At 72.6% G+C, this 22,337-nt stretch carries 26 protein-coding genes and 1 riboswitch; of the genes, 15 read left to right on the forward strand and 11 right to left on the reverse strand.

Annotated elements, in window-relative coordinates; translation table 11 throughout:
* The first annotated feature begins 43 nt into the window (after window positions 1–43).
* Window positions 44–1,015 carry a diiron oxygenase gene (locus HUT06_RS35340; protein ID WP_176199683.1) on the forward strand — a complete coding sequence of 324 codons (972 nt, stop codon included), beginning with the start codon at window positions 44–46 and terminating at the stop codon, window positions 1,013–1,015.
* Between the two features lie 324 nt (window positions 1,016–1,339).
* On the opposite strand, the gene HUT06_RS35345 is transcribed toward HUT06_RS35340, so the two are convergent.
* Window positions 1,340–2,062, reverse strand: a complete 723-nt coding sequence (locus HUT06_RS35345; protein ID WP_176199684.1) for a hypothetical protein — start codon at window positions 2,060–2,062, stop codon at window positions 1,340–1,342.
* A gap of 122 nt (window positions 2,063–2,184) precedes the next feature.
* Between HUT06_RS35345 and HUT06_RS35350 the strand changes: the two genes are divergently transcribed.
* Window positions 2,185–3,819, forward strand: coding sequence for an ATP-dependent DNA ligase (locus HUT06_RS35350; RefSeq protein WP_176199685.1), 1,635 nt, complete (start codon window positions 2,185–2,187; stop codon window positions 3,817–3,819).
* A 16-nt stretch (window positions 3,820–3,835) separates the two neighbouring features.
* Here HUT06_RS35350 and HUT06_RS35355 read toward each other — a convergent pair whose 3' ends face one another.
* Window positions 3,836–4,975, reverse strand: a complete 1,140-nt coding sequence (locus HUT06_RS35355; protein ID WP_254715552.1) for a hypothetical protein — start codon at window positions 4,973–4,975, stop codon at window positions 3,836–3,838.
* A gap of 88 nt (window positions 4,976–5,063) precedes the next feature.
* On the opposite strand from HUT06_RS35355, the gene HUT06_RS35360 reads away from it, so the two are divergent.
* Window positions 5,064–6,161, forward strand: coding sequence for a PLP-dependent cysteine synthase family protein (locus tag HUT06_RS35360; protein WP_254715553.1), 1,098 nt, complete (start codon window positions 5,064–5,066; stop codon window positions 6,159–6,161).
* Here the strand turns inward: HUT06_RS35360 and HUT06_RS35365 are convergent.
* Window positions 6,151–7,449 carry an RIP metalloprotease gene (locus tag HUT06_RS35365; protein WP_176199687.1) on the reverse strand — a complete coding sequence of 433 codons (1,299 nt, stop codon included), beginning with the start codon at window positions 7,447–7,449 and terminating at the stop codon, window positions 6,151–6,153. The genes HUT06_RS35360 and HUT06_RS35365 overlap by 11 nt on opposite strands.
* A gap of 239 nt (window positions 7,450–7,688) precedes the next feature.
* On the opposite strand from HUT06_RS35365, the gene HUT06_RS35370 reads away from it, so the two are divergent.
* The 9 genes from HUT06_RS35370 to HUT06_RS35410 all read left to right on the forward strand — a co-directional run bounded on the left by HUT06_RS35370 (window position 7,689) and on the right by HUT06_RS35410 (window position 14,364).
* A complete protein-coding gene (locus HUT06_RS35370; protein WP_176199688.1) occupies window positions 7,689–8,060 on the forward strand; it encodes a hypothetical protein in 372 nt (123 codons plus the stop codon).
* Window positions 8,061–8,121: 61 nt separating this feature from the next.
* Window positions 8,122–8,217: riboswitch (glycine riboswitch) on the forward strand.
* A 166-nt stretch (window positions 8,218–8,383) separates the two neighbouring features.
* Window positions 8,384–9,487, forward strand: a complete 1,104-nt coding sequence (gcvT, locus tag HUT06_RS35375; protein WP_217711590.1) for a glycine cleavage system aminomethyltransferase GcvT — start codon at window positions 8,384–8,386, stop codon at window positions 9,485–9,487.
* Window positions 9,488–9,502: 15 nt separating this feature from the next.
* Window positions 9,503–9,892, forward strand: a complete 390-nt coding sequence (gene gcvH, locus HUT06_RS35380) for a glycine cleavage system protein GcvH (RefSeq protein ID WP_176199689.1) — start codon at window positions 9,503–9,505, stop codon at window positions 9,890–9,892.
* Window positions 9,889–11,145, forward strand: a complete 1,257-nt coding sequence (gene glyA, locus HUT06_RS35385) for a serine hydroxymethyltransferase (protein WP_176199690.1) — start codon at window positions 9,889–9,891, stop codon at window positions 11,143–11,145. The genes gcvH and glyA overlap by 4 nt, the downstream gene beginning before the upstream one ends.
* Window positions 11,146–11,196: 51 nt before the next feature.
* Window positions 11,197–12,567: an L-serine ammonia-lyase gene (locus HUT06_RS35390; protein ID WP_176199691.1), complete on the forward strand. Its 1,371-nt coding sequence runs from the start codon at window positions 11,197–11,199 to the stop codon at window positions 12,565–12,567.
* 51 nt (window positions 12,568–12,618) lie between these two features.
* Complete coding sequence (locus HUT06_RS35395) at window positions 12,619–12,822, forward strand: hypothetical protein (RefSeq protein ID WP_176199692.1); 204 nt, start codon at window positions 12,619–12,621, stop codon at window positions 12,820–12,822.
* Complete coding sequence (locus HUT06_RS35400; RefSeq protein WP_176199693.1) at window positions 12,819–13,187, forward strand: type II toxin-antitoxin system death-on-curing family toxin; 369 nt, start codon at window positions 12,819–12,821, stop codon at window positions 13,185–13,187. Before HUT06_RS35395 ends, HUT06_RS35400 begins: the two co-directional genes overlap by 4 nt.
* A gap of 46 nt (window positions 13,188–13,233) precedes the next feature.
* Window positions 13,234–13,983 carry an SDR family NAD(P)-dependent oxidoreductase gene (locus HUT06_RS35405; RefSeq protein WP_176199694.1) on the forward strand — a complete coding sequence of 250 codons (750 nt, stop codon included), beginning with the start codon at window positions 13,234–13,236 and terminating at the stop codon, window positions 13,981–13,983.
* 21 nt (window positions 13,984–14,004) lie between these two features.
* Entirely contained in the window at window positions 14,005–14,364 is a 360-nt protein-coding gene (locus HUT06_RS35410) for a MerR family transcriptional regulator (protein WP_176199695.1), read from the forward strand.
* A gap of 3 nt (window positions 14,365–14,367) precedes the next feature.
* Here HUT06_RS35410 and HUT06_RS35415 read toward each other — a convergent pair whose 3' ends face one another.
* Window positions 14,368–14,829, reverse strand: a complete 462-nt coding sequence (locus HUT06_RS35415) for a nuclear transport factor 2 family protein (protein ID WP_176199696.1) — start codon at window positions 14,827–14,829, stop codon at window positions 14,368–14,370.
* Window positions 14,830–14,920: 91 nt separating this feature from the next.
* Between HUT06_RS35415 and HUT06_RS35420 the strand changes: the two genes are divergently transcribed.
* Complete coding sequence (locus HUT06_RS35420; protein ID WP_176199697.1) at window positions 14,921–15,505, forward strand: TetR/AcrR family transcriptional regulator; 585 nt, start codon at window positions 14,921–14,923, stop codon at window positions 15,503–15,505.
* Here HUT06_RS35420 and HUT06_RS35425 read toward each other — a convergent pair.
* Together HUT06_RS35425 and HUT06_RS35430 are read right to left on the reverse strand one after the other, a co-directional pair.
* A complete protein-coding gene (locus HUT06_RS35425) occupies window positions 15,473–15,919 on the reverse strand; it encodes a helix-turn-helix domain-containing protein (protein ID WP_176199698.1) in 447 nt (148 codons plus the stop codon). The genes HUT06_RS35420 and HUT06_RS35425 overlap by 33 nt on opposite strands.
* Window positions 15,920–15,934: 15 nt before the next feature.
* Complete coding sequence (locus tag HUT06_RS35430; protein ID WP_176201837.1) at window positions 15,935–17,098, reverse strand: thiolase family protein; 1,164 nt, start codon at window positions 17,096–17,098, stop codon at window positions 15,935–15,937.
* A 228-nt stretch (window positions 17,099–17,326) separates the two neighbouring features.
* On the opposite strand from HUT06_RS35430, the gene HUT06_RS35435 reads away from it, so the two are divergent.
* Together HUT06_RS35435 and HUT06_RS35440 are read left to right on the forward strand one after the other, a co-directional pair.
* The gene (locus HUT06_RS35435; protein WP_217711591.1) at window positions 17,327–17,524 is read left to right on the forward strand and encodes a hypothetical protein; all 198 of its coding nucleotides are present in this window, start codon (window positions 17,327–17,329) and stop codon (window positions 17,522–17,524) included.
* Between the two features lie 137 nt (window positions 17,525–17,661).
* A complete protein-coding gene (locus HUT06_RS35440) occupies window positions 17,662–18,018 on the forward strand; it encodes a hypothetical protein (RefSeq protein WP_176199700.1) in 357 nt (118 codons plus the stop codon).
* 263 nt (window positions 18,019–18,281) lie between these two features.
* Here the strand turns inward: HUT06_RS35440 and HUT06_RS35445 are convergent, their stop codons facing one another.
* From HUT06_RS35445 to HUT06_RS35465, 5 genes are all read right to left on the reverse strand, one after another.
* A complete protein-coding gene (locus HUT06_RS35445) occupies window positions 18,282–18,434 on the reverse strand; it encodes a hypothetical protein (RefSeq protein ID WP_176199701.1) in 153 nt (50 codons plus the stop codon).
* A gap of 47 nt (window positions 18,435–18,481) precedes the next feature.
* Window positions 18,482–19,153 (reverse strand): response regulator, encoded by a 672-nt coding sequence (locus HUT06_RS35450; protein WP_176199702.1) that lies wholly within the window; start codon window positions 19,151–19,153, stop codon window positions 18,482–18,484.
* A complete protein-coding gene (locus HUT06_RS35455) occupies window positions 19,150–20,751 on the reverse strand; it encodes a sensor histidine kinase (RefSeq protein WP_176199703.1) in 1,602 nt (533 codons plus the stop codon). The genes HUT06_RS35450 and HUT06_RS35455 overlap by 4 nt, the downstream gene beginning before the upstream one ends.
* Window positions 20,752–21,099: 348 nt before the next feature.
* The gene (locus tag HUT06_RS35460; protein ID WP_176199704.1) at window positions 21,100–21,663 is read right to left on the reverse strand and encodes a hypothetical protein; all 564 of its coding nucleotides are present in this window, start codon (window positions 21,661–21,663) and stop codon (window positions 21,100–21,102) included.
* A gap of 1 nt (window position 21,664) precedes the next feature.
* Window positions 21,665–22,279, reverse strand: a complete 615-nt coding sequence (locus HUT06_RS35465; RefSeq protein WP_176199705.1) for a DUF6286 domain-containing protein — start codon at window positions 22,277–22,279, stop codon at window positions 21,665–21,667.
* Between the last annotated feature and the right edge of the window lie 58 nt (window positions 22,280–22,337).

The following is a 22,337-nucleotide window of genomic DNA, read 5'->3' on the forward strand; positions in this document are numbered from 1 at the left end:
GGCGCGGCCCCCGACCCTCCATGCCGTAAGAGGAGAAGGATCCATGCCCCCCGACGCACTGCTGGTCGACGGCCGTCCGCGCACGTGGACGGCCCAGATCCGCTGCAAGGACGGCGACCACACGCTGGAGCTGACCGACCGCGAGGTCGTCGCCGAACGGCTGCTGCGGACGTCCCGCAAGCACTCGTTCGATCCGGACGCGGACGTCGACTGGGCCGCGCCCCAGGACCCGGACGTCTTCTACATCCCGCCGCAGCTCGTGTCGCTCTACGAGACGCCGCTGTGGGACGGCCTCACGCACCGGCAGCGCGTGGAGCTCAGCAAGCGGGAGATGTGCAGCATCGCCTCCTTCGGCATCTGGTCGGAGATGATGCTGATGCAGTCGCTGCTCATGCACGCCTACCGGCACCGCTACGACAGCGGCCACTTCGCGTACGCGCTGACGGAGATCGCCGACGAGTGCCGGCACTCGAAGATGTTCGGCCGCATGGTGCGGACCTGCGGGCTGCGCACGCACCGGCCGCGCGCCCTGGAGTACCACGCCGCGAAGCTGTTCGGGGCCGTGTACGACCCGATGCCGATGTTCGCCGGGACTCTCGTCGTGGAGGAGCTGACCGACGCGTTCCAGCGGCTGACGTTCCCGGACGAGGACATGCAGCCGCTGATCCGGCAGGTCACCCGGATCCACGTGATCGAGGAGGCGCGGCACATCAAGTACGCGCGCGAGGAGCTGAAGCGGCTGGTCGTCAAGGCCTCGGCGCTCCAGCGGCGGGCGGCGGCCTACTGGATGGCGCAGGCGACCCGGCTGCTGGCCACGCAGATGATCCACCCGTCCTGCTACACGGCGGTGGGGCTGGACCCGAAGCTCGCACGCCGCGTGGCGGCGCGCAGCCCGCACCGCCGCGCCACGCTGGCGTGGTCGTTCCGGAAATGCACCGCTTTCTTCGACGAGGTCGGGTTCCTGGACGGCCGGGCGCGCGAGGTGTGGATCAACGCCGGCCTCCTGCACGCCTGACCCACCCCATTTATCTTGACATCGAAACGCTTATTAGAAAGCGGTTCGTGAATACCGGCCAATGGTCCAGACAAGAGCGACAAAAGGGCCGCGGAGCGGGGTCCACTCCGCGGCCCATCGACGAACACGGCCATCTGCCTGGGGTTATCTCACCCAGGACACTCCATCCGATCGCGCGTTCACGTCGTCGACCTCCTCCTCCCAGGCGTCTCAGCACCCCGATCACATGCCTGGCGCGGGAGCATGATCGGCATACTGCCTCCCCATTACCGAATCACCTTAGAAGGTGCTGACAGTAAATATGCCATGATCGGCCAAATCAGGTCAGAAATCGTTTAGCGCGGTGAGCACTTCGCGGGCCACGCCCGTGGCCGTGCCGAGCACCGCCCGCTCCCGCGCCGCCTGGCCGCCGCCGCGCGGCGCCTCCTCGCTGTAGCTGACCGTGACTACCGCGTTCCGGACCCGGGCCGTGACCTGGCCGACCAGCGTCGGCTGCCCCTGGTCGGCCATGAACCAGCGGTACGCCTCGTCCCCCACGCCCTGCTCCCGCTCCAGCGCGATCGTCCGGACGAGCGGGGCGTCGTGCGCCTGCGTCCACTGCGCGTCGTAGTAGCTCTCGGCGTCCCGCACCGGCGTCGCGGTGTGCGCGGGCGCGTACAGCCGCGCCTCCACCCGCAGCCAGCGGAACGCCGACTCCTTCGAGGTGTACGTGCACGTGGTGAGCGTCGAGTTCGCGCTCTGCCGCTGCGCCGCCTTCGGGACCGCCTTGGCCACGGTCTGCGCCGCCACCGTCCCGCACGCCGGCGGCAGCGCCCGGACGACTCCCGGCACCGTCTCAGCAGGCGAGGGCGCGGCCGTACTGGGCGTCACCGCGGCCCGTTCCGTCTTCCCGCCGGGCACCACGAGGAACACCGCCACGGCCGCACCCGCGAACGCGACGGCCGCCACCAGCAGCACGATCAGCCGCTTGGGCCGCCGCGCCGGAGACGGCGGCTCCGGCCCCGCGTACGGCCGGTGGAACGGTTCGGCCGGAGGGTGCAGCCCCACGTCCCGCTCCTCACTCCCCCGTCGCGTCATGGCCCGCCTCCCGTCAACGTAGTCAGGCGCGCCGCCGCTGACCAGGCCCCCCGGCGGTGCCGATTGTCAGACCCCGGAGTCACACTGGGAGGGTGCTGATAGCGGAGATCGCCCGGACGTCGGAGGCGGTGGCGGGCACCTCGGGCCGCAAGGCCAAGGTAACGGCGCTCGCCGGGTGCCTGCGCCGGGCCGACGCCGGCGAGGCCGCCACCGTGGTCGCCTACCTGTCGGGTGAGCTGCCGCAACGCCAGATCGGCGTCGGCTACGCCGCCCTGCGGGATCTCCCACCGCCCGCCGCCGAGCCGTCGCTGACCGTCCCCGAGGTCGACGCGTCCTTCACCGAGATCGGCGCCGTCTCCGGCCCCGGCTCCGTCGCCCGCCGCCGCGACCTGGTCGCCGCCCTCTTCGCCCGCGCCACCCGAGCCGAGCAGAACTTCCTCGTCCGCCTCCTGGCAGGCGAACTCCGCCAGGGCGCCCTGGACGGCGTGATGGCCGAAGCGATCGCAGCGGCGGCCGAGGTGCCGTCCGCCGAGGTCCGGCGCGCCTTCATGCTGCGCGGCTCCCTGGGCCCAGTGGCCACCGCCGCCCTGGCCGACGGCGTCGCCGCCCTCCGCGCCTTCACGTTGGAGGTGGGCCGCCCGGTCAAACCCATGCTGGCCGCCTCGGCCCCGTCCACCGACGAGGCGTTCGCCAAGCTCAAGGCCGAAGCGGCGGTCGAATGGAAGCTCGACGGCATCCGAGCCCAGATCCACATAGCCGACGGCGAAGTACACATCTTCACCCGCACTCTGGACGAGATCACCACCCGCCTCCCCGAGGTGGTGGAGGCGGTGAAGGCACTCCCCGTCCACAAGGCCGTCTTCGACGGCGAACTGATAGCCCTACGCCCGGACGGCACCCCCCACCCCTTCCAAGTGACCGCCGCCCGCACCGCCACCCGCACCACGAAGACCACCGACCAGGTCCCCCTGAGCATCTACATCTTCGACGTCCTCTACCTGGAGGAGACCCCCACCCCCACCGAACCCGCCCCAAGCACTCCAGGCAGCACAAGCAGCACGGGTGAGGTGGCCGACGGTGCTGCCGACGACGTCGGCGGGGAGTCTGTGGCCGGCGGGGATTTGCTGGATGCGCCGGGGGTTGAGCGGAACGCGGCGCTGGCGCGGGTCGTGCCGGAGGGGTTGCGGATGCCGCGGGTCGTCACCGGGGATCCTGTGCGGGCCAAGGAAGTGTTCGACGAGGCTGTGGCGCGGGGGCATGAGGGGGTTGTGGTCAAGTCGCTCGGCACGCCGTACACGGCCGGGCGGCGCGGGGCCGGGTGGATCAAGGTGAAGCCCCGGCACACCCTCGATCTCGTGGTGCTGGCCGTGGAGTGGGGGCACGGGCGGCGGCAGGGGTTGCTGTCCAATCTGCATCTGGGTGCGCGGGATCCCGAGACCGGCGGGTTCGTGATGCTCGGGAAGACGTTCAAGGGGCTCACGGACGAGCTGCTCGCGTGGCAGACGAAGAAGCTCCGCGAGTTGGCCGTGCGGGAGGACGACTGGGTCGTGCACGTCCGGCCCGAGCTGGTCGTGGAGATCGCGTTCGACGGCGTGCAGCACAGCCCGCGCTACCCGGGCGGCATCGCGCTGCGGTTCGCGCGGGTGCTGCGGTACCGGCCCGACAAGAGCGCCGGCGAGGCCGACACGATCGAGACCGTGCGCGCCGTCGCCCCCGTCATGGACTAGGCGTTCCCGTCATGGACTAGGCGTCGCGCTTGCCCGGGGTCGGGGCGGCGGGCTTCTCCGGGGGCGGCGGGACGCGGCCGCCGGGGCGCAGGCGCCCCGCGAAGTCGTCGCGCGGGCGGCGGGCGCGGCGGGCGGCGGCGCGGGCGCGCATGCGGGACGCGGCGCGGCTGCCCACGCCGGGCAGGGTGCGGGTCGTCTCGCGGCGGGCGGCGGCGCCGCCGCGCGCGGCGAACTGGCGGCGGACGCCGCGGGCCGCGCGGCGGGCGGCGCGGCGCTCGGCCCGGCGGTCGGCGCGGGCCCTGGCCTTGCGCTGGGCGCGGGCGCCGGCGCGGCGCTCCGCCCGTTCGAGGCGGCGCAGCCGGGCGCGCTCGGCGGCGTCGGCGCCGCGCTGCAGCAGCTCGGGCGGAAGGAGGTCGTGCCGTCCCGCGATGAACTCCTGCACCCAGATCTTGCCGCGGATCAGCGGGCGGCGGAACTGCCGCTCGCGCCGGACGGCCCGCTGGTGGCGGCGCGAGTCGGGGGCGTAGCGCCAGCGCGCCCAGGGTGAGCCCGGCCGCGCCACCCGGATCGCGCCGACGATCAGCAGGGCGGGCATGAACAGGCCGATGAGGCCCGTCCAGATCTTGCCCTTGAGCAGGGTGATCACCGCGAACACCAGGTTCACGACGAGGGACGCGACGTAGACGCGGGTGAGGATGCCGGTGCCGGGGTCGGGCGCGATGCCCTCGTAGCCCAGCGGGCGGATGCCGAGCAGGAGCAGGCCCGTGACGGCGATCGCGACGAACACCGCGTCGACGGACGCGCGGCCCTTCTCCGTCCAGTACACGTCGCTGAGGTGCAGGATCAGGGCGAACTCGTCCAGCACGAGGGCGGAGCCCATGCCGAAGACGACGGCGGCCGCCACGTTGAGGCCGGTGTAGGCGTCCGGGACGGCGAGGCTCCCCACGCCGCCCGCCAGCATCAGCACCACGCCGAACACGACGTGGTGGATGTGCAGGTCGCCCGCGGTGATGTTGCGGAACCACCAGCGCACGTCCGCGCGGATGAGCCGCACGTTGATCCGCGTCAGCACGAACGTGACGAGGAACGCGACGAAGAAGCCGAACAGCGGCAGCCGCCCGGCCGCCGTGATCCGCTCGTCGAACATCTCGATCATCTGCCCCCCGATGCCTCCATCATGCACCGCGACATGCACGGATATCGTGGGACCCGGCCGATCAGCGACGATCGAGGGGAAGGCCGCCGTGAGCCGTACCGTGGACCGCTGCGATCCCGGATACCGGGCGTGGATCGCCGAGGCGATCCGGCTCGTCGACGCCGACGCCAACCGCAGCGCCGACACGCACCTGCACGTGTTCCCGCTGCCGCCGGAATGGGGCATCGACCTCTATCTGAAGGACGAGTCCGTCCACCCGACCGGTTCGCTGAAGCACCGGCTCGCCCGGTCGCTGTTCCTGTACGGGCTCGCGAACGGCTGGATCCGGCAGGACACGACGGTCATCGAGGCGTCCAGCGGGTCCACGGCGGTGTCGGAGGCGTACTTCGCGCGGCTGCTCGGGCTGCCGTTCATCGCGGTGATGCCCGCCTCGACCAGCCCGGAGAAGATCCAGCTGATCGAGTTCCAGGGCGGCCGCTGCCATCTGGTGGACGACCCGTCCTCGATCTACGACGAGTCGCGGCGGCTCGCGGCCGAGTGCAACGGCCACTTCATGGACCAGTTCACCTACGCCGAGCGCGCGACGGACTGGCGCGGCAACAACAACATCGCCGAGTCGATCTTCGAGCAGATGCGGCTGGAGCGGTTCCCGGAGCCGTCCTGGGTGGTGGTCGGCGCGGGCACCGGCGGGACGTCCGCGACGATCGGCCGGTACGCCCGGTACCGGATGTTCCAGACGCGGCTCGCCGTCGTCGACCCGGAGGGCTCGGCGTTCCACGGCTCGTTCGCCGACGGCGACCCGGAGCGGACGGCGGCGGGCTCGCGGATCGAGGGCATCGGCCGGCCGCGCGTCGAGCCGTCGTTCCTGCCGACCGTCATCGACCGGATGATCCAGGTGCCGGACGCGGCGTCCGTCGCGGCGATGCGCTGGACGAGCGAGGTCAGCGGCCGCAGCGTCGGCGGCTCGACCGGCACGAACATGTGGGGCGCGGCGGAGCTGATCGCGCAGATGCGGGCGCGCGGCGAGCGCGGCAGCGTCGTCACGCTGATCTGCGACGGCGGCGAGCGCTACGCGGGCACCTACGGGTCGGACGCGTGGCTGGCCGGGCAGGGCCTCGACATAGCGCCCTACCTGGCCGCGCTGAACGCGTTCCTGAAGACCGGCGAGCTGCCCGCTACCCCGTGACGGTGACCGGGTTCACCAGGTCGGCGTAGATCAGCAGGCCGCCCATGACGATCAGCACGACCGCCATCACGTACGTCACCGGCAGCGCCTTGGCGACGTCCACGTAGCCGGGGTCGGGGCGGCGGAAGACCTTCGCGAACGCCTTCTTCACCGCCTCCAGCAGCGCGCCGGCGATGTGGCCGCCATCCAGCGGCAGCAGCGGGACGAGGTTGAACAGCCCGACCGCGAGGTTCAGCGAGCCGAGCAGCATCACGAAGAAGGACACCTTCTCCGCGTTGGTGTAGTCGTCGGAGGCGGCGACCTCGCCGCCGATCCGGCTGACGCCGACGACGCCGACCGGGCCGTTCGGGTCGCGCTTCTCGTCGCTGAAGGCGGCGTTCCAGACGCCGACCATCTTCTGCGGCATCCGCACCAGGGCGCCCGCGGTGCGGCTGGTCAGGTCGACCATCGTGCTCGCGACCGCGCCGGGGCCCTGCCGCTCGATCGCGCTGGTCGGGGTGATGCCGAGGAACCCGACGTTGACGATCTTGTCCTGGTCCTCCAGGTCGTACATCTGGTTGCGGGTGACCGGCACGTTCAGCTGGACGTCCCGCCCGTCCCGCTCGACGGTCATCGGGACGGTCTTGCCGCCGTTGTCGCGGATCAGCACCCGCAGCTCGTCGTAGTCGTCGATCTTCTTGCCGCCGAACGCGACGATCTCGTCGCCGGGCTTGAGCCCCGCCTGCGCGGCCGGGGTCGGCGTGGCGTTCGCCGGGCACTCCTTCGTCTGGGACTGGCTGGCGGGCACCATGCATTCGAGGACCTCGCCGATCACCGGCTGCGCCCGCATGGTGCCGATGCCCATCAGCAGGATGGCGAAGAACATCACCGACAGCAGCAGGTTCATCGCGGGCCCGCCGAACATGATGAGCAGCTTCTGCCACCACTTCTTGGCGTAGAACACGCGGTCCTCGTCGCCGGGGCGGATCTCCTCCAGCGCGGCGCCGCGCGCCGACTCGATGAGGCCCTGCCACGGCCCGGTGCTGACCTGCCGCACCTGCCCGGGCGCGTCGCCCTTGCGCGGCGGCAGCATCCCGATCATGCGGATGTAGCCGCCGAGCGGGATCCACTTCACCCCGTACTCGGTCTCGCCCTTGCGCTTGGACCACATCGTCGGGCCGAACCCGACCATGAACTGGGTGGTCCGCACCTTGAACAGCTTGGCGAACGAGAAGTGCCCGAGTTCGTGCAGCGCGATGGACACCAGCAGGCCGAAGAACAGGATCAGCATCCCTGCCAGGTAGACCATCCGGCATGCCCCTCAGCTCGTCCGCCCGCGCCCACCGCGGGTGATCTCCAACGACCAACTCAGAGTACGCGACCCGTCCTGTCCTGGTTTAAGACAATCAACGAACCGGTGCCGCGGGGACGTCCGATCGGGGCGCCCGATTTGAGGAGAGGTGCTAAGTCGCGGCGGCGGCATTGGCATGCGCCTTGATAGCGGCGGGGCGGCCGACGCGCGCATGATGAGCGATCTCACCCCGGTCCATGGAGGTAGTCACCTTGAAGCGCGGTCTTGTAGCGGTGCTGGCGCTGGGTCTGGCGCTCAGCGGGTGCGGAGGCTCCGACGACGGCGGCGGGGACGCGGGGGCGTCGGCGCCGCCCACGCCGGCGGCCTCGGCACCGGCTTCGGCGCCGTCCGGGACGGCGTCCGACAAGGGAAACGCCACGGCCACGCCCGTCCCGCCGGGGGTGTCGAAGGCGACCAAGGCGTTCAACGACTGCATGCACGAGCAGGGCGTGGAGCTGCCGTCGCCGAACCCGACGTACACCCCCGCGAAGAAGGACCTGGAGAAGATCAAGGCGGCGCTGCGGACCTGCGTGAAGTCGATGTCGGCGTCGCCGCCGCCGACGGAGTGAGGGCGGGCGGTCGCCGGGTGGTCGCCGGGCGGGGCCGCTGCTAGATTTGGCGGAAAGCCGTTGACCCCGTGCGGGAGAGTCCCACGCAGCCGGTGTGGGACGCCGAAGGAGCAAATCCTCCCCGGAACCTCTCAGGCCCACGGACCGCACGGGCAAGGCGACCTCTGGAAAGCGGGGACCCGGTCCCCCGCCGAAGGTGAAAACCCGCCGCCCGGCGGCGGGTGAAGCTCTCAGGCGCCGATGACAGAGGGGGAGGCACCGAAACGCCCGGTGCGCGAGTGGGACGATGGACCACGCGCGCCCGTGACGAAGGAGCCGAACCCATGTCCGCCGAACCCATGTCCGCCGAACCGAAGACCACTCCGCTGCACGACGTCCACCAGGACCTCGGCGCGAACCTCGTCGACTTCGCCGGCTATCTGATGCCGCTGCGCTACAAGAGCGAGACCGCCGAGCACCAGGCCGTCCGCACCGGGGCCGGCCTGTTCGACCTGTCGCACATGGGGGAGATCTTCCTCTCCGGGCCGGACGCGGGAGCCGCGCTCGACTACGCGCTGGTCGGGAACCTGTCGCCGATGGCGGTCGGCAAGGCCCGCTACACGATGATCTGCGCGCCGGACGGCGGCGTCCTCGACGACCTGATCGTCTACCGGCTGGCGGACGAGACCTGGATGGTCGTCGCGAACGCGGCCAATTCCGACGTCGTCCGGGACGCCCTGGCCGAGCGCGCCACCGGCTTCGAGGCGGCCGTCGACGACCGTTCGGCCGCGTACGCGCTGATCGCGCTGCAGGGCCCGCGCTCGCAGGGAATTCTCGAAGAGTTCACCGACGCGCCGGTGGGCGGCCTCAAGTACTACGCGATCCTCGCCGGACGCGTCGCGGGCGTCGACGCGCTGATCGCCCGCACCGGCTACACCGGCGAGGACGGCTTCGAGCTGTTCGTGGACGCCGCCGACGCCGTCGCGCTGTGGCGGGCGCTCGCCGCGGTCGACGGGGTCGTCCCGGCGGGCCTCGCCGCGCGCGACTCGCTGCGCCTCGAAGCGGGCATGCCGCTGTACGGCAACGAGCTGACCGCCGAGACGACGCCGTTCGAGGCGGGCCTCGGCCGGGTCGTGAAGCTGGACAAGACGGTCGATTTCGTGGGCAAGACCACCCTGGCGGCGCAGGCCGCGACGCCTCCGGGCCGTAGGCTCGTGGGGCTGGTCGCGCGCGGGCGTCGCGCGCCGCGGAAGGGGTACCAGGTCGTCACGTCCGGCGGCACGCCGTGCGGGGTCGTGACGAGCGGGGCCCCTTCCCCCACACTGGGCAGGCCGATCGCCCTGGCGTACCTCGACAGCGGCGTCGAGGAGACGGACCTGGCCGTGGACGTCCGCGGCCGGCCCGAGCCGGTGGACGTGGTGGCCCTGCCCTTCTACAAGCGTTCCTGAGAGAGAGAAGAGATCGTGAGCGTTCCGGAGCAGCTCCGCTACAGCGAAGAGCACGAGTGGGTGTCCGGCATCGGGGGTGAGGACGGCATCGTCACCGTCGGCATCACCGCGCACGCCGCCGACGCCCTCGGGGAGATCGTCTACCTCGAGCTGCAGCCCTCCGAGGGCGACGCCGTCGAGGCGGGCGAGCCCTGTGGCGAGGTCGAGTCCACCAAGTCCGTCAGCGACCTCTACTCTCCGGTCAGCGGCGAGATCACCGCGATCAACTCCGCCGTGGTGGACGAGCCGAAGGTCATCAACGACGACCCGTACGGCGAGGGCTGGATCTTCAAGGTCCGGATCTCCGACGAGCCCGGCGACCTGCTCGACTCCGCCGCCTACGAGAAGCTGATCGAGGAGTCATGAGCCTCTACGAGTCGCTGGCCGCCGCCGACCCCGAGGTCGCCGAGGCCGTCGGCGCGGAGCTGCGCCGCCAGCAGTCCACGCTGGAGATGATCGCGTCGGAGAACTTCGCGCCGGTCTCGGTGCTGGAGGCGCAGGGCTCCGTCCTGACCAACAAGTACGCCGAGGGCTACCCCGGCCGCCGCTACTACGGCGGCTGCGAGTTCGTCGACGTCACCGAGCAGCTCGCGATCGACCGCGCCAAGGCGCTGTTCGGGGCCGAGCACGCGAACGTCCAGCCGCACAGCGGGGCGCAGGCCAACACGGCCGTGTACTTCGCGCTGCTGCAGCACGGCGACACCATCCTCGGGCTGGACCTCGCGCACGGCGGCCACCTCACGCACGGGATGCGGCTGAACTACTCCGGCAAGACGCTGAACGTCGTGCCGTACCACGTCCGCGCCGAGGACGGCCTGGTCGACATGGACGAGGTCGCCGCGCTCGCGGCCGAGCACCGGCCGAAGATGATCGTCGCGGGCTGGTCGGCGTACCCGCGCCAGCTCGACTTCCCCGAGTTCCGCAAGATCGCCGACTCGGTCGGCGCGCTGCTCATGGTCGACATGGCGCACTTCGCGGGGCTCGTCGCGGCGGGGCTGCACCCCTCGCCCGTCCCGCACGCCGACATCGTCACCACGACGACGCACAAGACGCTCGGCGGCCCGCGCGGCGGGCTGATCCTCGCCCGCGAGGAGTACGGCAAGAAGATCAACTCGGCGGTGTTCCCGGGCATGCAGGGCGGCCCGCTGGAGCACGTGATCGCCGCCAAGGCCGTCGCGCTGAAGATCGCCGCGTCGCAGGAGTTCAAGGCCCGGCAGGCGGCCACCGTCGAGGGCGCGAAGCTGCTCGCCGACCGCCTCCTCGCCGAGGACTCCGCCAAGGCCGGCGTGAAGGTGCTGACCGGCGGCACGGACGTCCACCTCGTCTTGGTCGACCTGGTCGACTCCGAGCTCACCGGGCGCGACGCCGAGGACCGGCTGCACGAGATCGGCATCACGGTGAACCGGAACGCGGTGCCGAACGACCCGCGCCCGCCGATGGTCACCTCCGGGCTGCGCATCGGCACCCCGGCCCTCGCCACCCGCGGCTTCACCGCCGCGGACTTCGCCGAGGTCGCCGACGTCATCGCGCTGGCCCTGCAGCCGTCCTTCGACCGGGACGCCCTGGCGGCCCGCGTGACGGCCCTCGCCGAGAAGCACCCCCTGTATCCGAACCTGTGACGTCCCCGCGCCCCCTCCCCCGGGAGGGGGCGCAGCTACAACGAGGTAGCAATGGCCATCAGCGTGTTCGACCTGTTCAAGATCGGTATCGGCCCGTCCTCGTCCCACACCGGCGGCCCGATGGCCGCCGCGCACCGCTTCGCCCGCGGCCTGGAACGCGACGGGCTGTTGGAGAAGACGGCGTCTGTCCAGGTCGTCCTCTACGGCTCGCTCGGCCTCACCGGCAAGGGCCACGGCAGCGACAAGGCCGTCATCCTCGGCCTGGAGGGCGACAAGCCCGAACTGGTCGACGTCGACACCGTGGACGAGCGCCTGGCGTCCATCCGCGAACGCGGCGCCCTGCGCCTGTTCGGCGACCACGACATCCCGTTCGTCGTCAACGAGCACCTGCACTTCGAACGCAAGAAGTCGCTCCCCGGCCACCCCAACGGCATGCGCTTCACGGCCCTCGGCGAGACCGGCGCCGAACTGCGCGCGAAGGTCTACTACTCCGTCGGCGGCGGCTTCATCCTGGACGAGAACGCCACCGGCGCCGACCGCATCAAACCCGACGACACCGTCCTCCCGCACCCGTTCGACACGGCCGCCGAACTCCTCGACCGCTGCCGCGAGACGGGCCTGTCGATCTCCGCGCTCATGCTGGAGAACGAGACGGCGTTCGGCCGCACCCCCGCCGAGATCCGCGCGGGCCTCCTCGACCTCTGGCAGGTCATGCGGGCCTGCGTCACCCGCGGCTGCACCCGCGAGGGCCTGCTCCCCGGCGGCCTGAAGGTCCGCCGCCGCGCCCCCCAGTTGCACCGCCAGCTCTCCACCGAGAAGCCCGCCGACCCCCTCCACGCGATGGACTGGGTCACCCTGTTCGCCCTCGCCGTCAACGAGGAGAACGCCGCCGGCGGCCGCATCGTCACCGCCCCGACCAACGGCGCCGCCGGCATCATCCCGGCCGTCCTGCACTACTGCGACCGGTTCCTCCCGAGCGACGACGAGGGCGTCGTCCGCTTCCTGCTGACCGCCGGCGCGATCGGCGTCCTGTTCAAGCAGAACGCCTCCATCTCCGGCGCCGAGGTCGGCTGCCAGGGCGAGGTCGGCTCCGCCTGCTCCATGGCCGCCGCCGGCCTCACCGAGGTCCTCGGCGGCACCCCCGAGCAGGTCGAGAACGCCGCCGAGATCGGCATCGAGCACAACCTCGGCCTCACCTGCGACCCGGTCGGCGGCCTCGTCCAGGTCCCCTGCATCGAACGCAACGCGGTCGGCGCCATCAAGGCCATCAGCGCCGCCCGCATCTCTCTGCGCGGGGACGGCCGCCACTTCGTCACCCTCGACAAGGCCATCAAGACCATGCGCGACACCGGCCGCGACATGCTCGACAAGTACAAGGAGACAAGCCGGGGCGGCCTGGCCGTGAACGTCATCGAATGCTGACCCGCTGAAAACGCGTCGAGCCGCGGGCCGCGCCTCCGTAGCATTCGCCGCATGGACCTGAGACTGCCCGCTGCGCTGACCACCGCGCTGGCGGACGCCGCCGGCGCGGAGGGCATCCCCGTGGAGGAGGCGGCCGCCCGCGCGGTGACCGAGTGGCTCGAGCGGCACGAGGCGCACCGCGCCCGCGTCGGGGAGCTGATCCAGGAGGTCATGGCCGAGGACGCGCGGCTGCTCGCCCGGCTGGGGGACGCGTGATCACCCCGTCCGACCTCGTCGCCATCAACGCGGCCCTGCACGGCGGTGAGGCGCAGGTGCGGGACGCCGGGCTTGTCGCGGCCGCCGCCGCCCGGCCGTCGACCGTCACGTTCGGGGTCGAGGCGTTCCCGACCACCGCGGAGAAGGCGGCGGCGCTGCTGCACGCGGTGCTCGGCAACCATCCGTTCGTGGACGGGAACAAGCGCGTCGGCTGGACGGCGGCACGGGTCCTGCTCGCACTGCACGGCGAGCGCCCCGGCCTGTCCGAGGACGAGGCGTTCGACCTCGTCGTCCGCGTCGCCGCGTCCGGCGCCGACACGACCATCGCGGAGTTGGCGGCGGCGCTGAACGTTGTGCCGGGCTGACCCGGCTTGACCTTGACGTTGGGGGCAGGGTTCGAGCCTTGGGCGCATGGAGATGCGTTCGCAGGAGAGAGTTGCCCTCGTTACCGGAGCCGGGACGGGGATCGGGCGTGCCACGGCGCGGATGTTCGCGGCCGAGGGGACGCGGGTGGTGGCCGTCGGGCGGCGGGCCGAGCCGCTCGCGGAGACCGCGGAGGGGTACGGCCTGATCCACCCGCTGGCCGCCGACATCACCGGGGAGGGTGCCGCCGAGGAGATCGTGCGGCAGGTGAGGGACGTCCACGGACGGCTGGACGTCCTGGTCAACAATGCCGCGATCGTGCGGAGCGGGGCGCTGGAGGCGACGACGCCCGAGGCGATGGACGCGCAGCTCGCGACGAACCTCGTGGCGCCCGTGCTGCTGGCTCAGGCGGCGCTGAAGGTGCTGGGCGACGGCGGGGTCATCGTCAACGTCAGCACGTCCGTCGGGCAGCGGGCGTGGCCGGGGAACGCGTTCTACGCGGCGACGAAGGCGGCGCTGGAGGTGCTCACCCGGAGCTGGGCGGTGGAGCTCGCGCCGCGCGGCGTCCGCGTCGTGGCGGTGGCGCCCGGCGCGATCGGCACCCCGATCGGGAGGCACCAGGGGCTGTCGGACGAGCAGCTCGCCGCCGTCCGGAAATGGCAGGTCGAGCACACGCCGCTCGGGCGGATCGGGCGTCCCGAGGAGGTGGCGTGGGCGATCACGCGGCTGGCCGCGCCGGAGGCGTCGTTCGTGACGGGCGTCGTGTTCCCGGTGGACGGCGGCGCCGTCGTGGGGTGACCGGCATGTGATGATCGTGCCATGCGCATCGGGGAGCTGGCCCGGGCCGCGGGGACGACGCCGCGCGCGCTGCGGCACTACGAGGAGGCGGGACTGATCTCGTCGCGGCGGGCGTCCAACGGGTACCGGATGTACGACGAGGGCGCGGTCGTGCGCGTGCGCAACATCCGGCACCTGCTGGCGGCGGGGCTCACGCTCGACGACGTCCGGGCGTTCTCCGCGTGCCTGGACGGCGATGTGGCCGCCGCACCGCCGGCCGAGAAGAACCTGCGGATCGCGTTCGACCGGCTCGCGGTGCTGGACGCGCGCATCGCCGCCCAGACCGAGGCCCGCGACCGCCTCGCCGCCGTGCTGCGGGAGGCGACCGGGCGTCGCGTCTGACTGTTATTGGAGCGGTATGTCCTGGCCGTGCTCGGCGGCGGGGCGGGGGCCGTGGATGCGGCGGTCGGCCTCGGTGATCGGCACGTCGTTGATGCTGGCCTCGCGGCGGCGCATCAGGCCGCGGTCGTCGAACTCCCACAGCTCGTTGCCGTAGCTGCGCCACCACTGGCCGGCGGCGTCGTGCCATTCGTACTGGAAGCGGACGGCGATCCGGTTGCCGCGGAAGCCCCACAGGCTCTTGCGGAGCGCGTAGTCCTGCTCGCGCTCCCACTTCCCGGTGAGGAAGGCGATGATCTCGTCCCGGCCGGTGACGAACCGGTCGCGGTTCCGCCAGACGGAGTCGGGCGTGTAGGCGGCGGCGACGCGCTCAGGGTCGCGGGTGTTCCAGGCATCCTCGGCCGCCTGGACCTTCTGCAGCGCGGTCTCCTCGGTGAACGGCGGGTAGGGCGGGCGGTCGTCGGCCATCGGATCCTCCTCGTGTTGAGAACGTACGTTCTCTATCGGCGTCCACTAATCTAGGGAACGACCGTTCTCAACGTCAAGCCAGGAGCGTCGAATGCCGGCCGCGATCACCGAGGAGCAGCAGGAGTCCGACCGCCGGCGGCTGCTGGACGTCGCCGAGGACCTCTTCTACCGGCAGGGCGTCCAAGCGGTCGGCATGGACGAACTGCGCGCCGCCTCAGCGCTGCCCCTCAAGCGCATGTACCGGCTGTTCCCCACCAAGGAGGCCCTAGTCGTCGCGATGCTGGAGCGGCGCGACCGGCGCTGGCGCGGGAGCCTGGCCGAGTATGTGGGGGCGGTGCCCGATCCTCGCGAGCGGGTCCTGGCGATGTTCGACTGGCTCGGCGCGTGGTTCGCCGAGCCGGGGTTTCGCGGGTGCGCGTGGGTGAACGCCCACGGGGAGCTTGGACCGTCCGCGCCTGCCATCACGGCCGTGGCGCGCGCGCACAAGGACGCCTTCCACGACCAGGTGGTCGAGCTGGTCTCGGCCGTCGACGCGTCGCTTGCCGAGGCGGTCTACCTGCTCGCCGAAGGCGCGATCGTGGTGGCGGGCGTCCAGGGCGACCCGTCGGCCGCCGAGCGGGCCCGGGCCGGCGCCCAGGCCCTGCTAGGAGGTCAGGGCGCCGCGGCCCGTCGGTGAGTGCGCGCCGGCACGGGCCTCATTGCCGCAGTGCCGGCACACGACCACCGGGGTGACCGTCTCGCCGCACGAGTGCCGCCACTGGACGGGCGGGTCGTCCGGGTGCAGGTGCCGGTCACCCCACGCCATCAGCACCAGCAGGACGTCGCACAACTCCAGGCCCGACGGCGTCAGGTGGTACTCGAAGCGCGCCGGACGGTCGCTGTAGCGCTCCCGCCGGACGATGCCGTTCGCCTCCAGCTTGCGGAGCCGCGACGTCAGGATGTCGCGGGGCGCGCCCGTGTTGCGGACGATCTGGTCGAAGCGCCGCACCCCGTAGGACAGCTCCCTGATCACGAGCAAGCTCCAGCGCTCGCCGACCAGGTCCAGGGTGTCGGCGACCGAGCACTCGCGGGGAGCGGCGTCCTTCGGCATACGTCGCAGCCTATGTCAGAGCCGCTCGACGATGGTGGCGTTGGCCTGGCCGCCGCCCTCGCACATGGTCTGCAGGCCGAACCGCCCGCCGCGGTCCTCCAGGGCGTGCAGCAGGGTCGTCATGATCCGCGCGCCGCTGGCCCCCAGCGGATGCCCGATCGCGATCGCGCCGCCCCGCACGTTGACCTTCGCCAGGTCGGCGCCCGTCTCCCGCTGCCACGCGAGGACGACCGGCGCGAACGCCTCGTTCACCTCGAACAGGTCGATGTCGTCCAGCCCCAGGCCGGCCCGCTTGAGCACCTTCTCGGTCGCCGGGATGATCGCGGTGAGCATCAGCAGCGGGTCGTCGCCGGTCACCGCGAGCGCGTGGAACCGCGCCCGGGGCCGCAGCCCGAGCCGCTCGGCGACGTCCGCCCCCATGACCAGCACGGCCGCGGCGCCGTCGTTGACCGGTGAGGCGTTGCCCGCGGTGACCTTCCACCCGATCTGCGGGAACCGCTCGGCCGTCCGCTCGTCGTAGTAGGCCGGCTTGAGCCCGGCGAGGATCTCCGGGGACGTCCCGGGACGGACGGTCTCGTCCCACTGCCCCGTCCAGACGACCTCCCGGTCGAACTCGCCGTTCTTCCACGCCTCGGAGGCGCGGCGGTGCGACTCGTAGGCGAACGCGTCCAGCTCCTCCCGCGCCAGGTCCCACCGGTCGGCGATCAGCTCGGCGCTGATGCCCTGCCCGACGAGCCCGTCCGGGTACCGCTCGCCGAGCATCTCCCCGAACGGGTTGCTGCCGGGCAGCACGTTCGACCCCATCGGCACCCGCGACATCGACTCGACGCCGCACGCGATCGCGATGTCGTACGCGCCGCTCTGCACGCCCTGCGCCGCCAGGTGCAGCGCCTGCTGGGACGACCCGCACTGCCGGTCCACGGTCATCGCCGGGACGCTCTCGGGGAACCCGGCGGCGAGCACGGCCGTCCGGGTGAGGTTGAGCGCCTGGTCCCCGACCTGCGTGACGACGCCCCCGATGACGTCGTCCACCTCCCCGGGCTCGACCCCGGCCCGCTGGACGAGCGCCTTGAGCGTGCGAGCCAGCAGGTCGGCCGGATGGTCATCATGCAGCCCCCCGCTCGCCTTCCCCTTCCCGACCGGAGTCCGCACCGCCTCCACGATCACCGCGTCCCGCACGTCCACCACCTCCGTTGTGTTCTCCAACTAACCCGAAGTATCCCCACACCAAGTTGGAAAACACAACCCACCCCACCCCGTGCCCCACCTCACACTCACGCGCCTGGCGAGTTCCGGCCAGGTTCCAGCACGGAGAACGCAAGCACGGCACCGGATGGCAGGGTGTCCGTGCTCCCTCAGAACGGATGGTCGCGTGGTGCGGGAATTGGTGGCGGCGACGCCACCGCGGTGTTCAGCACCACGGTGGTGAAGGGCCGCGTCCGGGTCCTCAACGTGTGGGTGCGGCCTGGTGCGGCGGTGCCGATCGTTGTCTCCGCGCCCGTGCCGCCGCCCGCGACGGGGCTTCGGAACTGGAATGTGCGGCTGGCGCTCGTCCTGGTGGCCGCGTTCGTCCTGCTGGTCATGGCGAACGAAGTGACGGGATAGGCGGGTCGATGGCTGCTAAGAACGGTTGGTTCGGGCCCACCGTGCGGGCGGATGGCGGGCAGCAGCTCGTACTGCGCTATGCCTGGCCGTTCGGCCGGCGGAACTCTCGGGCGTACCGGGAGGAGTATCTGCCCGAAGTGACGGTGAACGGTGAGTCCGTGCCGGTGGAGTGGGGGACGAGCATCCTCGTGCTCCGCGACGCCTCGTACACGGTGCGCGCGGTGCAGGGCGGCGGGTCTTCGGAGGAGATCGCGGGGCCGCTGGCGGTGGTGCACTCCGGCTCCGCCGGGACGGACGAGCCGGCGGAGCTGGTCTACGCGCCGTCCGGGCCGACCGGGCAGCTGTCCCGGAGCAACGCGGCACCACCCCGGTTGCGCGCCGGGCAGCGGGATCGCAAGGACGTCACCAGCCCTCTGCTGGCCGTCTACGTCTGGGGGTTCGCCTACTCGCTGGCGCTTGGGCCTCCATTGGCGGCACTTCTGGTGCGGGGTTAGCGGTGGGGGGGGACAGGGCGGCATGGAGCGGGCCCGGGGGCCGCGCTTGCGGTCCCCGGGCCCGTCGGGCCGCTCAGCGGGAGGGGCCCATGCCGTGGTACGTCCGTTCCCTCCATGCGTCGAAGGGCCCCGTGGTGGAGCCGCCCGCGACATTACGGTCGGACAAGCATTCCTCCTTCATCCCCTCGACGTTGCGTTCACTACGGACATTAGCCCCATAGGGAGGTTTTTCCTCTCAATGGGGCTCAAAGGTGTCGTCAAAGCTAGCCGCCCTTGAACATGGCGCGCATCTTGCGGGCCGCGTCGCCCGGTTTCTTCTTCTGGGGCGCGGCCTTCGCCTCCTCCGCGCGAGGCTGGTCCTTCTCGCGCTCGCGCTCGTTCTCCGTGCCCTTGGGCTTGCCAGGCTTGTCCGTCACGACAACTCCCCCGATGTCGCTTCACTGTCGTCCCCTAGGTACCCCGTCTAGCCCGGGTAGAAGCGCACTTCGGGGCGGCCTACCTGTCCGTAGTGGGGTTTGCGGTGCGCCAGGCCGTTCTTGGCCAGGTACTCCAGGTAGCGGCGCGCGGTGACGCGGGAGACGCCGGTCAGGTCGGCCGCGGCGGCGGCGGACAGGCCGTCGGACGCGCGGGACAGCACCTCGGTGACGGCCTGCAGCGTCTCGCCGCTCATGCCCTTCGGCAGCGCGCGGTGGTCGGGCGTGCGGAGGGTGGCGAGCATGCCGTCCACGTCGGCCTGGCCGCTGACCTCGCCGGTGCCGACGGTCTGCGCGCGGAAGCGGGCGTAGCGGTCGAGCTTGTCGCGCAGGGACGCGAACGTGAACGGCTTCAGCAGGTACTGGACGACCCCGACCGAGACCGCCGAGCGGATCACCGCCAGGTCCCGGGCGGAGGTGACGGCGATGACGTCGATGTCGTGGCCGCCGGCGCGCAGCGCGCGGCAGACGGTGAGGCCGTGCGTGTCGGGCAGGTAGAAGTCGAGGAGGACGACGTCCACGGGCGTGCGCTCGCAGAAGCGCAGGGCGTCCGCCCCCGAGTGGACGACCCCGGCGACGGTGAACCCGGCGACGCGCTCGACGTAGGTGCGGTGCGCCTCGGCGGCGACCGGGTCGTCCTCGACGATCAGCACCTCGATCATCGCCGCTCCAGGGGCAGCCGGACGGTGAACACGGCGCCGGCGTCGCGTCCCACCCGGACGTCGCCGCCGTGCCGCCGGACGGCCTGGCCGACCAGCGCGAGGCCGAGCCCGTGCCCGACCGGGCCCCCGGACGACTTGGTCGTCCAGCCGCGCCGGAACATCTCGGGCACCGCCGACGGGTCCACGCCCGGCCCGCTGTCGGCCACCTCCAGCAGGAGGGCGCCGGCGTCCTCGCGGGCGCTGACGGTGACGCGCGGCGGCCGGACGGAGGCGTTCTCGATCGCCGCGTCCACCGCGTTGTCGATCAGGTTGCCGAGGATCGTGACGAGGTCGCGGGCCTCCACCGTGCCCTCGATCGCGGTGTCCTCGCTGATGACGAGCTCGACGCCGCGCTCGGCGGCCTCGGTCGACTTGCCCAGCAGCAGGGCCGCCAGGACGGGTTCGGTGACCGAGCCCACGACCCGGTCGGTGAGGCGCTGCGCGGTCGCCAGCTCGGCGGTCGCGAACGCGACGGCCTGGTCGGGACGGCCCAGCTCCACCAGCGACACCACCGTGTGCAGGCGGTTCGCGGCCTCGTGCGCCTGGGAGCGCAGCGACTCGGCGAAGCCGCGGACGGTGTCCAGCTCGCCGGTCAGGCTCTGCAGCTCGGTGTGGTCGCGGAACGTCACGACGTTGCCCCTCGCCCGGTCGCGGGACCGGACGGGCGAGGTGTTCACGACGAGGACGCGGGTGTCGCCGACGTGGATCTCGTCCGAGCGCGGCTTCGGGGACTTCAGCGTGGCGACCAGCTCGCCCGGCAGGCCGAGGTCGGCGACCGGGCGGCCGCGCGGATGCTCGCGCAGGTCCAGCAGTTCGAGGGCCGCGTCGTTGCACAGCACGACCCGGCCCGACCGGTCGAGGATGAGCAGGCCCTCGCGGACGGCGTGCAGGATCGCCTCGTAGTACTCGAACATCTCGCGCAGCTCGCCGGGCGCGGTCCCGCGCGTCTGGCGGCGCAGCCGGGCGGAGACGAGGTAGCTGCCCGCCATCCCGGCCGCGAGCACCACGCCGGCGACGGCGCCGAGGGCCAGCAGCCGCTGCCGCAGCTCCGCGCTGATCACCCGGACCGTGATGCCGACCGCGACCAGCGCCACGACGCGGTGCCGGTCGTCGAAGACGGGCGCGACGGTCCGCACGGACGGGCCGAGCGTGCCGGTGTAGGTCTCGGTGAACGTGCGGCCCGCGACGGCGGGCGCGGTGTTGCCGACGAAGTGCCCGCCGATCCGGGACGGGTTCGGGTGCGTGTAGCGGATCCCGGCCGGCGTCATGATCGTGATGAAGTCCACGCCGGTGTCGCGCCGGACGCGCTCGGCGTACGGCTGGAGCAGCGCGCTCGGGTCGCGGGCGCCGAGCGCCTCCCGGACGTTGTGCGCGTCGGCGATGCTCGCCGCGACGGCCGAGACGGTCTGCTCGGCGGCGTCGTCGGCGGCGCGGCCCGCGTCCCAGTAGGCGAGCACGGCCCCGGCCGCGACGAGCAGCCCGACGATCGCGGCCTGCAGCACCAGCAGCTGGCGGGCCACGCTCCAGTCGCCGGGAGCCGCCCAGCGGGGACGCCGCATCGGACGATCGCACCTCCCTCGCGGAACACGCCGTGAACGAAATGTACACAAGCGTGACCGTTACCACGGGACCGCGCATAGTGACGGATGCGGCGGCCGCAGCCCCCGCCGACCCTGCTTCCGTGCGGCCTCCCCCACCGCGGCGCGCCCGCCGTGTGCATGTGCCTGCCGTCCAGGCGCATGGGCGCTCCGCCGGGTAGCGGGCGCCCGTCCCGCATCGACCGGGACGGGCGCCGCTCCCCCCGTTGGCAGCGGCCGGGCACGGGCCTCGGAAAGCCGGCCGCCCGGTGCCCGGACCACGCCCCGCTCCCGGCACCGGGCGGCCGCCGGTCACCCCGGCCGGGCGTGTCAGGCGGTCTCGGGCTGCGTGCGGCGGCGCCGGGGGCGCGCCGACAGCGGGCGGAAGCGGATCACCACCGGCAGGTCGGGCATCCCGAGCGTGCGGCGGTACCGCTCGACCGGGCCCGCGCCCAGTTCCCCGTACACCTCGCCGACCAGCGTGTCGCCCGCGCAGGAGACGTTCAGCAGCAGGCGCGGCCGGTCGGCCGTGCCGGTGAGGCGGATCCGGGCGTCCTCGACGCCGGGCAGCCCGCGCACGTCCCGCCGGAGCTCGCCGGCGGCGGCCCGCGCGCGGGCCCGGGTCTCGGCGTCGAGGTCCGGCCACCACTGGTGGACGAGGGTCCGCAGCTGCAGGACGAGCCACAGCTGCCCCGCGAGGGCCAGCAGTTCGGCGGCGGCCGCGGCGGACGGCAGGAACCAGTCGGTGCCGCCGGCGAAGCGCATCACCTCGGGGGCGAGCAGCGGCCCCGCCGACAGGGCGCCGAACGCGTCGAACGCGCCCAGCCCGAGCGCGGCGGCGGACGCGCCGGCCAGCAGCAGCACCGCCCCGGTCATCGCGATCGCGATCCGCATCTCAGTCCTTCCGCCAGCGGAGCCGGACGTCGACCGGCGGCCGGTGCATCGGCTCGATCCGGTCCAGCCGCTCCTCGGCGGCGGCGCGCACCAGCTCCGGCAGGTTCGCCGGGTTCCGGTAGTCGGTGCCGGCCCGGACGACCAGCCCGCGCCGGACGATCCCGAGCCCGCGGACGCGGACCCGCTCGATGCCGGGGACGTCCAGCACCGCCTCGGCGATCGTGCGGCGCAGCGCGGCACGTCCGATGAGGCCGGCCTGGCGGGGGTCGGTGCCGTCCAGCGGGACGCCGCGCAGCCGGCCGGGCAGCGCGGCGGCGAGGAGCGCGGCACCGAGGACGGCGGCGGCCGCCGCCACCGCGATCACGTCCGGGTCGTCCCAGGTGCGGCCGCGCAGGACGTCCGCCAGCGCGGCGACGCCCGGCACCGGGTGGACGGCGGAGCCGAGCGCGGCGGCCAGCAGCTCGATCGCGGCGACCCCGCCCGCCGCCGTCACCAGCAGCGCGGCGGCGACCCCGGCGACCGCGCGGCGGGGCCGGAACTCGCGGACGGCGAGCCGGCGCGCGCCGCGCCTGTCCCGTGCCTCATCGATCAGGTCCTTGACCATCGCTTCGGCCATCGCCACCCCCGTGAGCCATCGGCACGCCCGACATCGTCACCCATGGTGACGCGAAATC

This window comes from Actinomadura sp. NAK00032 (genome assembly GCF_013364275.1).
Classification (GTDB): Bacteria; Actinomycetota; Actinomycetes; order Streptosporangiales; family Streptosporangiaceae; genus Spirillospora.

Coding starts and splice junctions, on each gene's coding strand:
- HUT06_RS35405 (WP_176199694.1), top strand. CDS start 13,234: ATGGAGATGCGTTCGCAGGAGAGAGTTGCCCTCGTTACCGGAGCCGGG.
- HUT06_RS35410 (WP_176199695.1), top strand. CDS start 14,005: ATGCGCATCGGGGAGCTGGCCCGGGCCGCGGGGACGACGCCGCGCGCG.
- HUT06_RS35365 (WP_176199687.1), bottom strand. CDS start 7,449: ATGGTCTACCTGGCAGGGATGCTGATCCTGTTCTTCGGCCTGCTGGTG.
- HUT06_RS35340 (WP_176199683.1), top strand. CDS start 44: ATGCCCCCCGACGCACTGCTGGTCGACGGCCGTCCGCGCACGTGGACG.
- HUT06_RS35370 (WP_176199688.1), top strand. CDS start 7,689: ATGGAGGTAGTCACCTTGAAGCGCGGTCTTGTAGCGGTGCTGGCGCTG.
- HUT06_RS35390 (WP_176199691.1), top strand. CDS start 11,197: ATGGCCATCAGCGTGTTCGACCTGTTCAAGATCGGTATCGGCCCGTCC.
- HUT06_RS35395 (WP_176199692.1), top strand. CDS start 12,619: ATGGACCTGAGACTGCCCGCTGCGCTGACCACCGCGCTGGCGGACGCC.
- HUT06_RS35415 (WP_176199696.1), bottom strand. CDS start 14,829: ATGGCCGACGACCGCCCGCCCTACCCGCCGTTCACCGAGGAGACCGCG.
- HUT06_RS35460 (WP_176199704.1), bottom strand. CDS start 21,663: ATGCGGATCGCGATCGCGATGACCGGGGCGGTGCTGCTGCTGGCCGGC.
- HUT06_RS35355 (WP_254715552.1), bottom strand. CDS start 4,975: ATGATCGAGATGTTCGACGAGCGGATCACGGCGGCCGGGCGGCTGCCG.
- HUT06_RS35455 (WP_176199703.1), bottom strand. CDS start 20,751: ATGCGGCGTCCCCGCTGGGCGGCTCCCGGCGACTGGAGCGTGGCCCGC.
- gcvT (WP_217711590.1), top strand. CDS start 8,384: ATGTCCGCCGAACCCATGTCCGCCGAACCGAAGACCACTCCGCTGCAC.
- HUT06_RS35425 (WP_176199698.1), bottom strand. CDS start 15,919: ATGCCGAAGGACGCCGCTCCCCGCGAGTGCTCGGTCGCCGACACCCTG.
- HUT06_RS35450 (WP_176199702.1), bottom strand. CDS start 19,153: ATGATCGAGGTGCTGATCGTCGAGGACGACCCGGTCGCCGCCGAGGCG.
- HUT06_RS35420 (WP_176199697.1), top strand. CDS start 14,921: ATGCCGGCCGCGATCACCGAGGAGCAGCAGGAGTCCGACCGCCGGCGG.
- glyA (WP_176199690.1), top strand. CDS start 9,889: ATGAGCCTCTACGAGTCGCTGGCCGCCGCCGACCCCGAGGTCGCCGAG.
- HUT06_RS35465 (WP_176199705.1), bottom strand. CDS start 22,279: ATGGCCGAAGCGATGGTCAAGGACCTGATCGATGAGGCACGGGACAGG.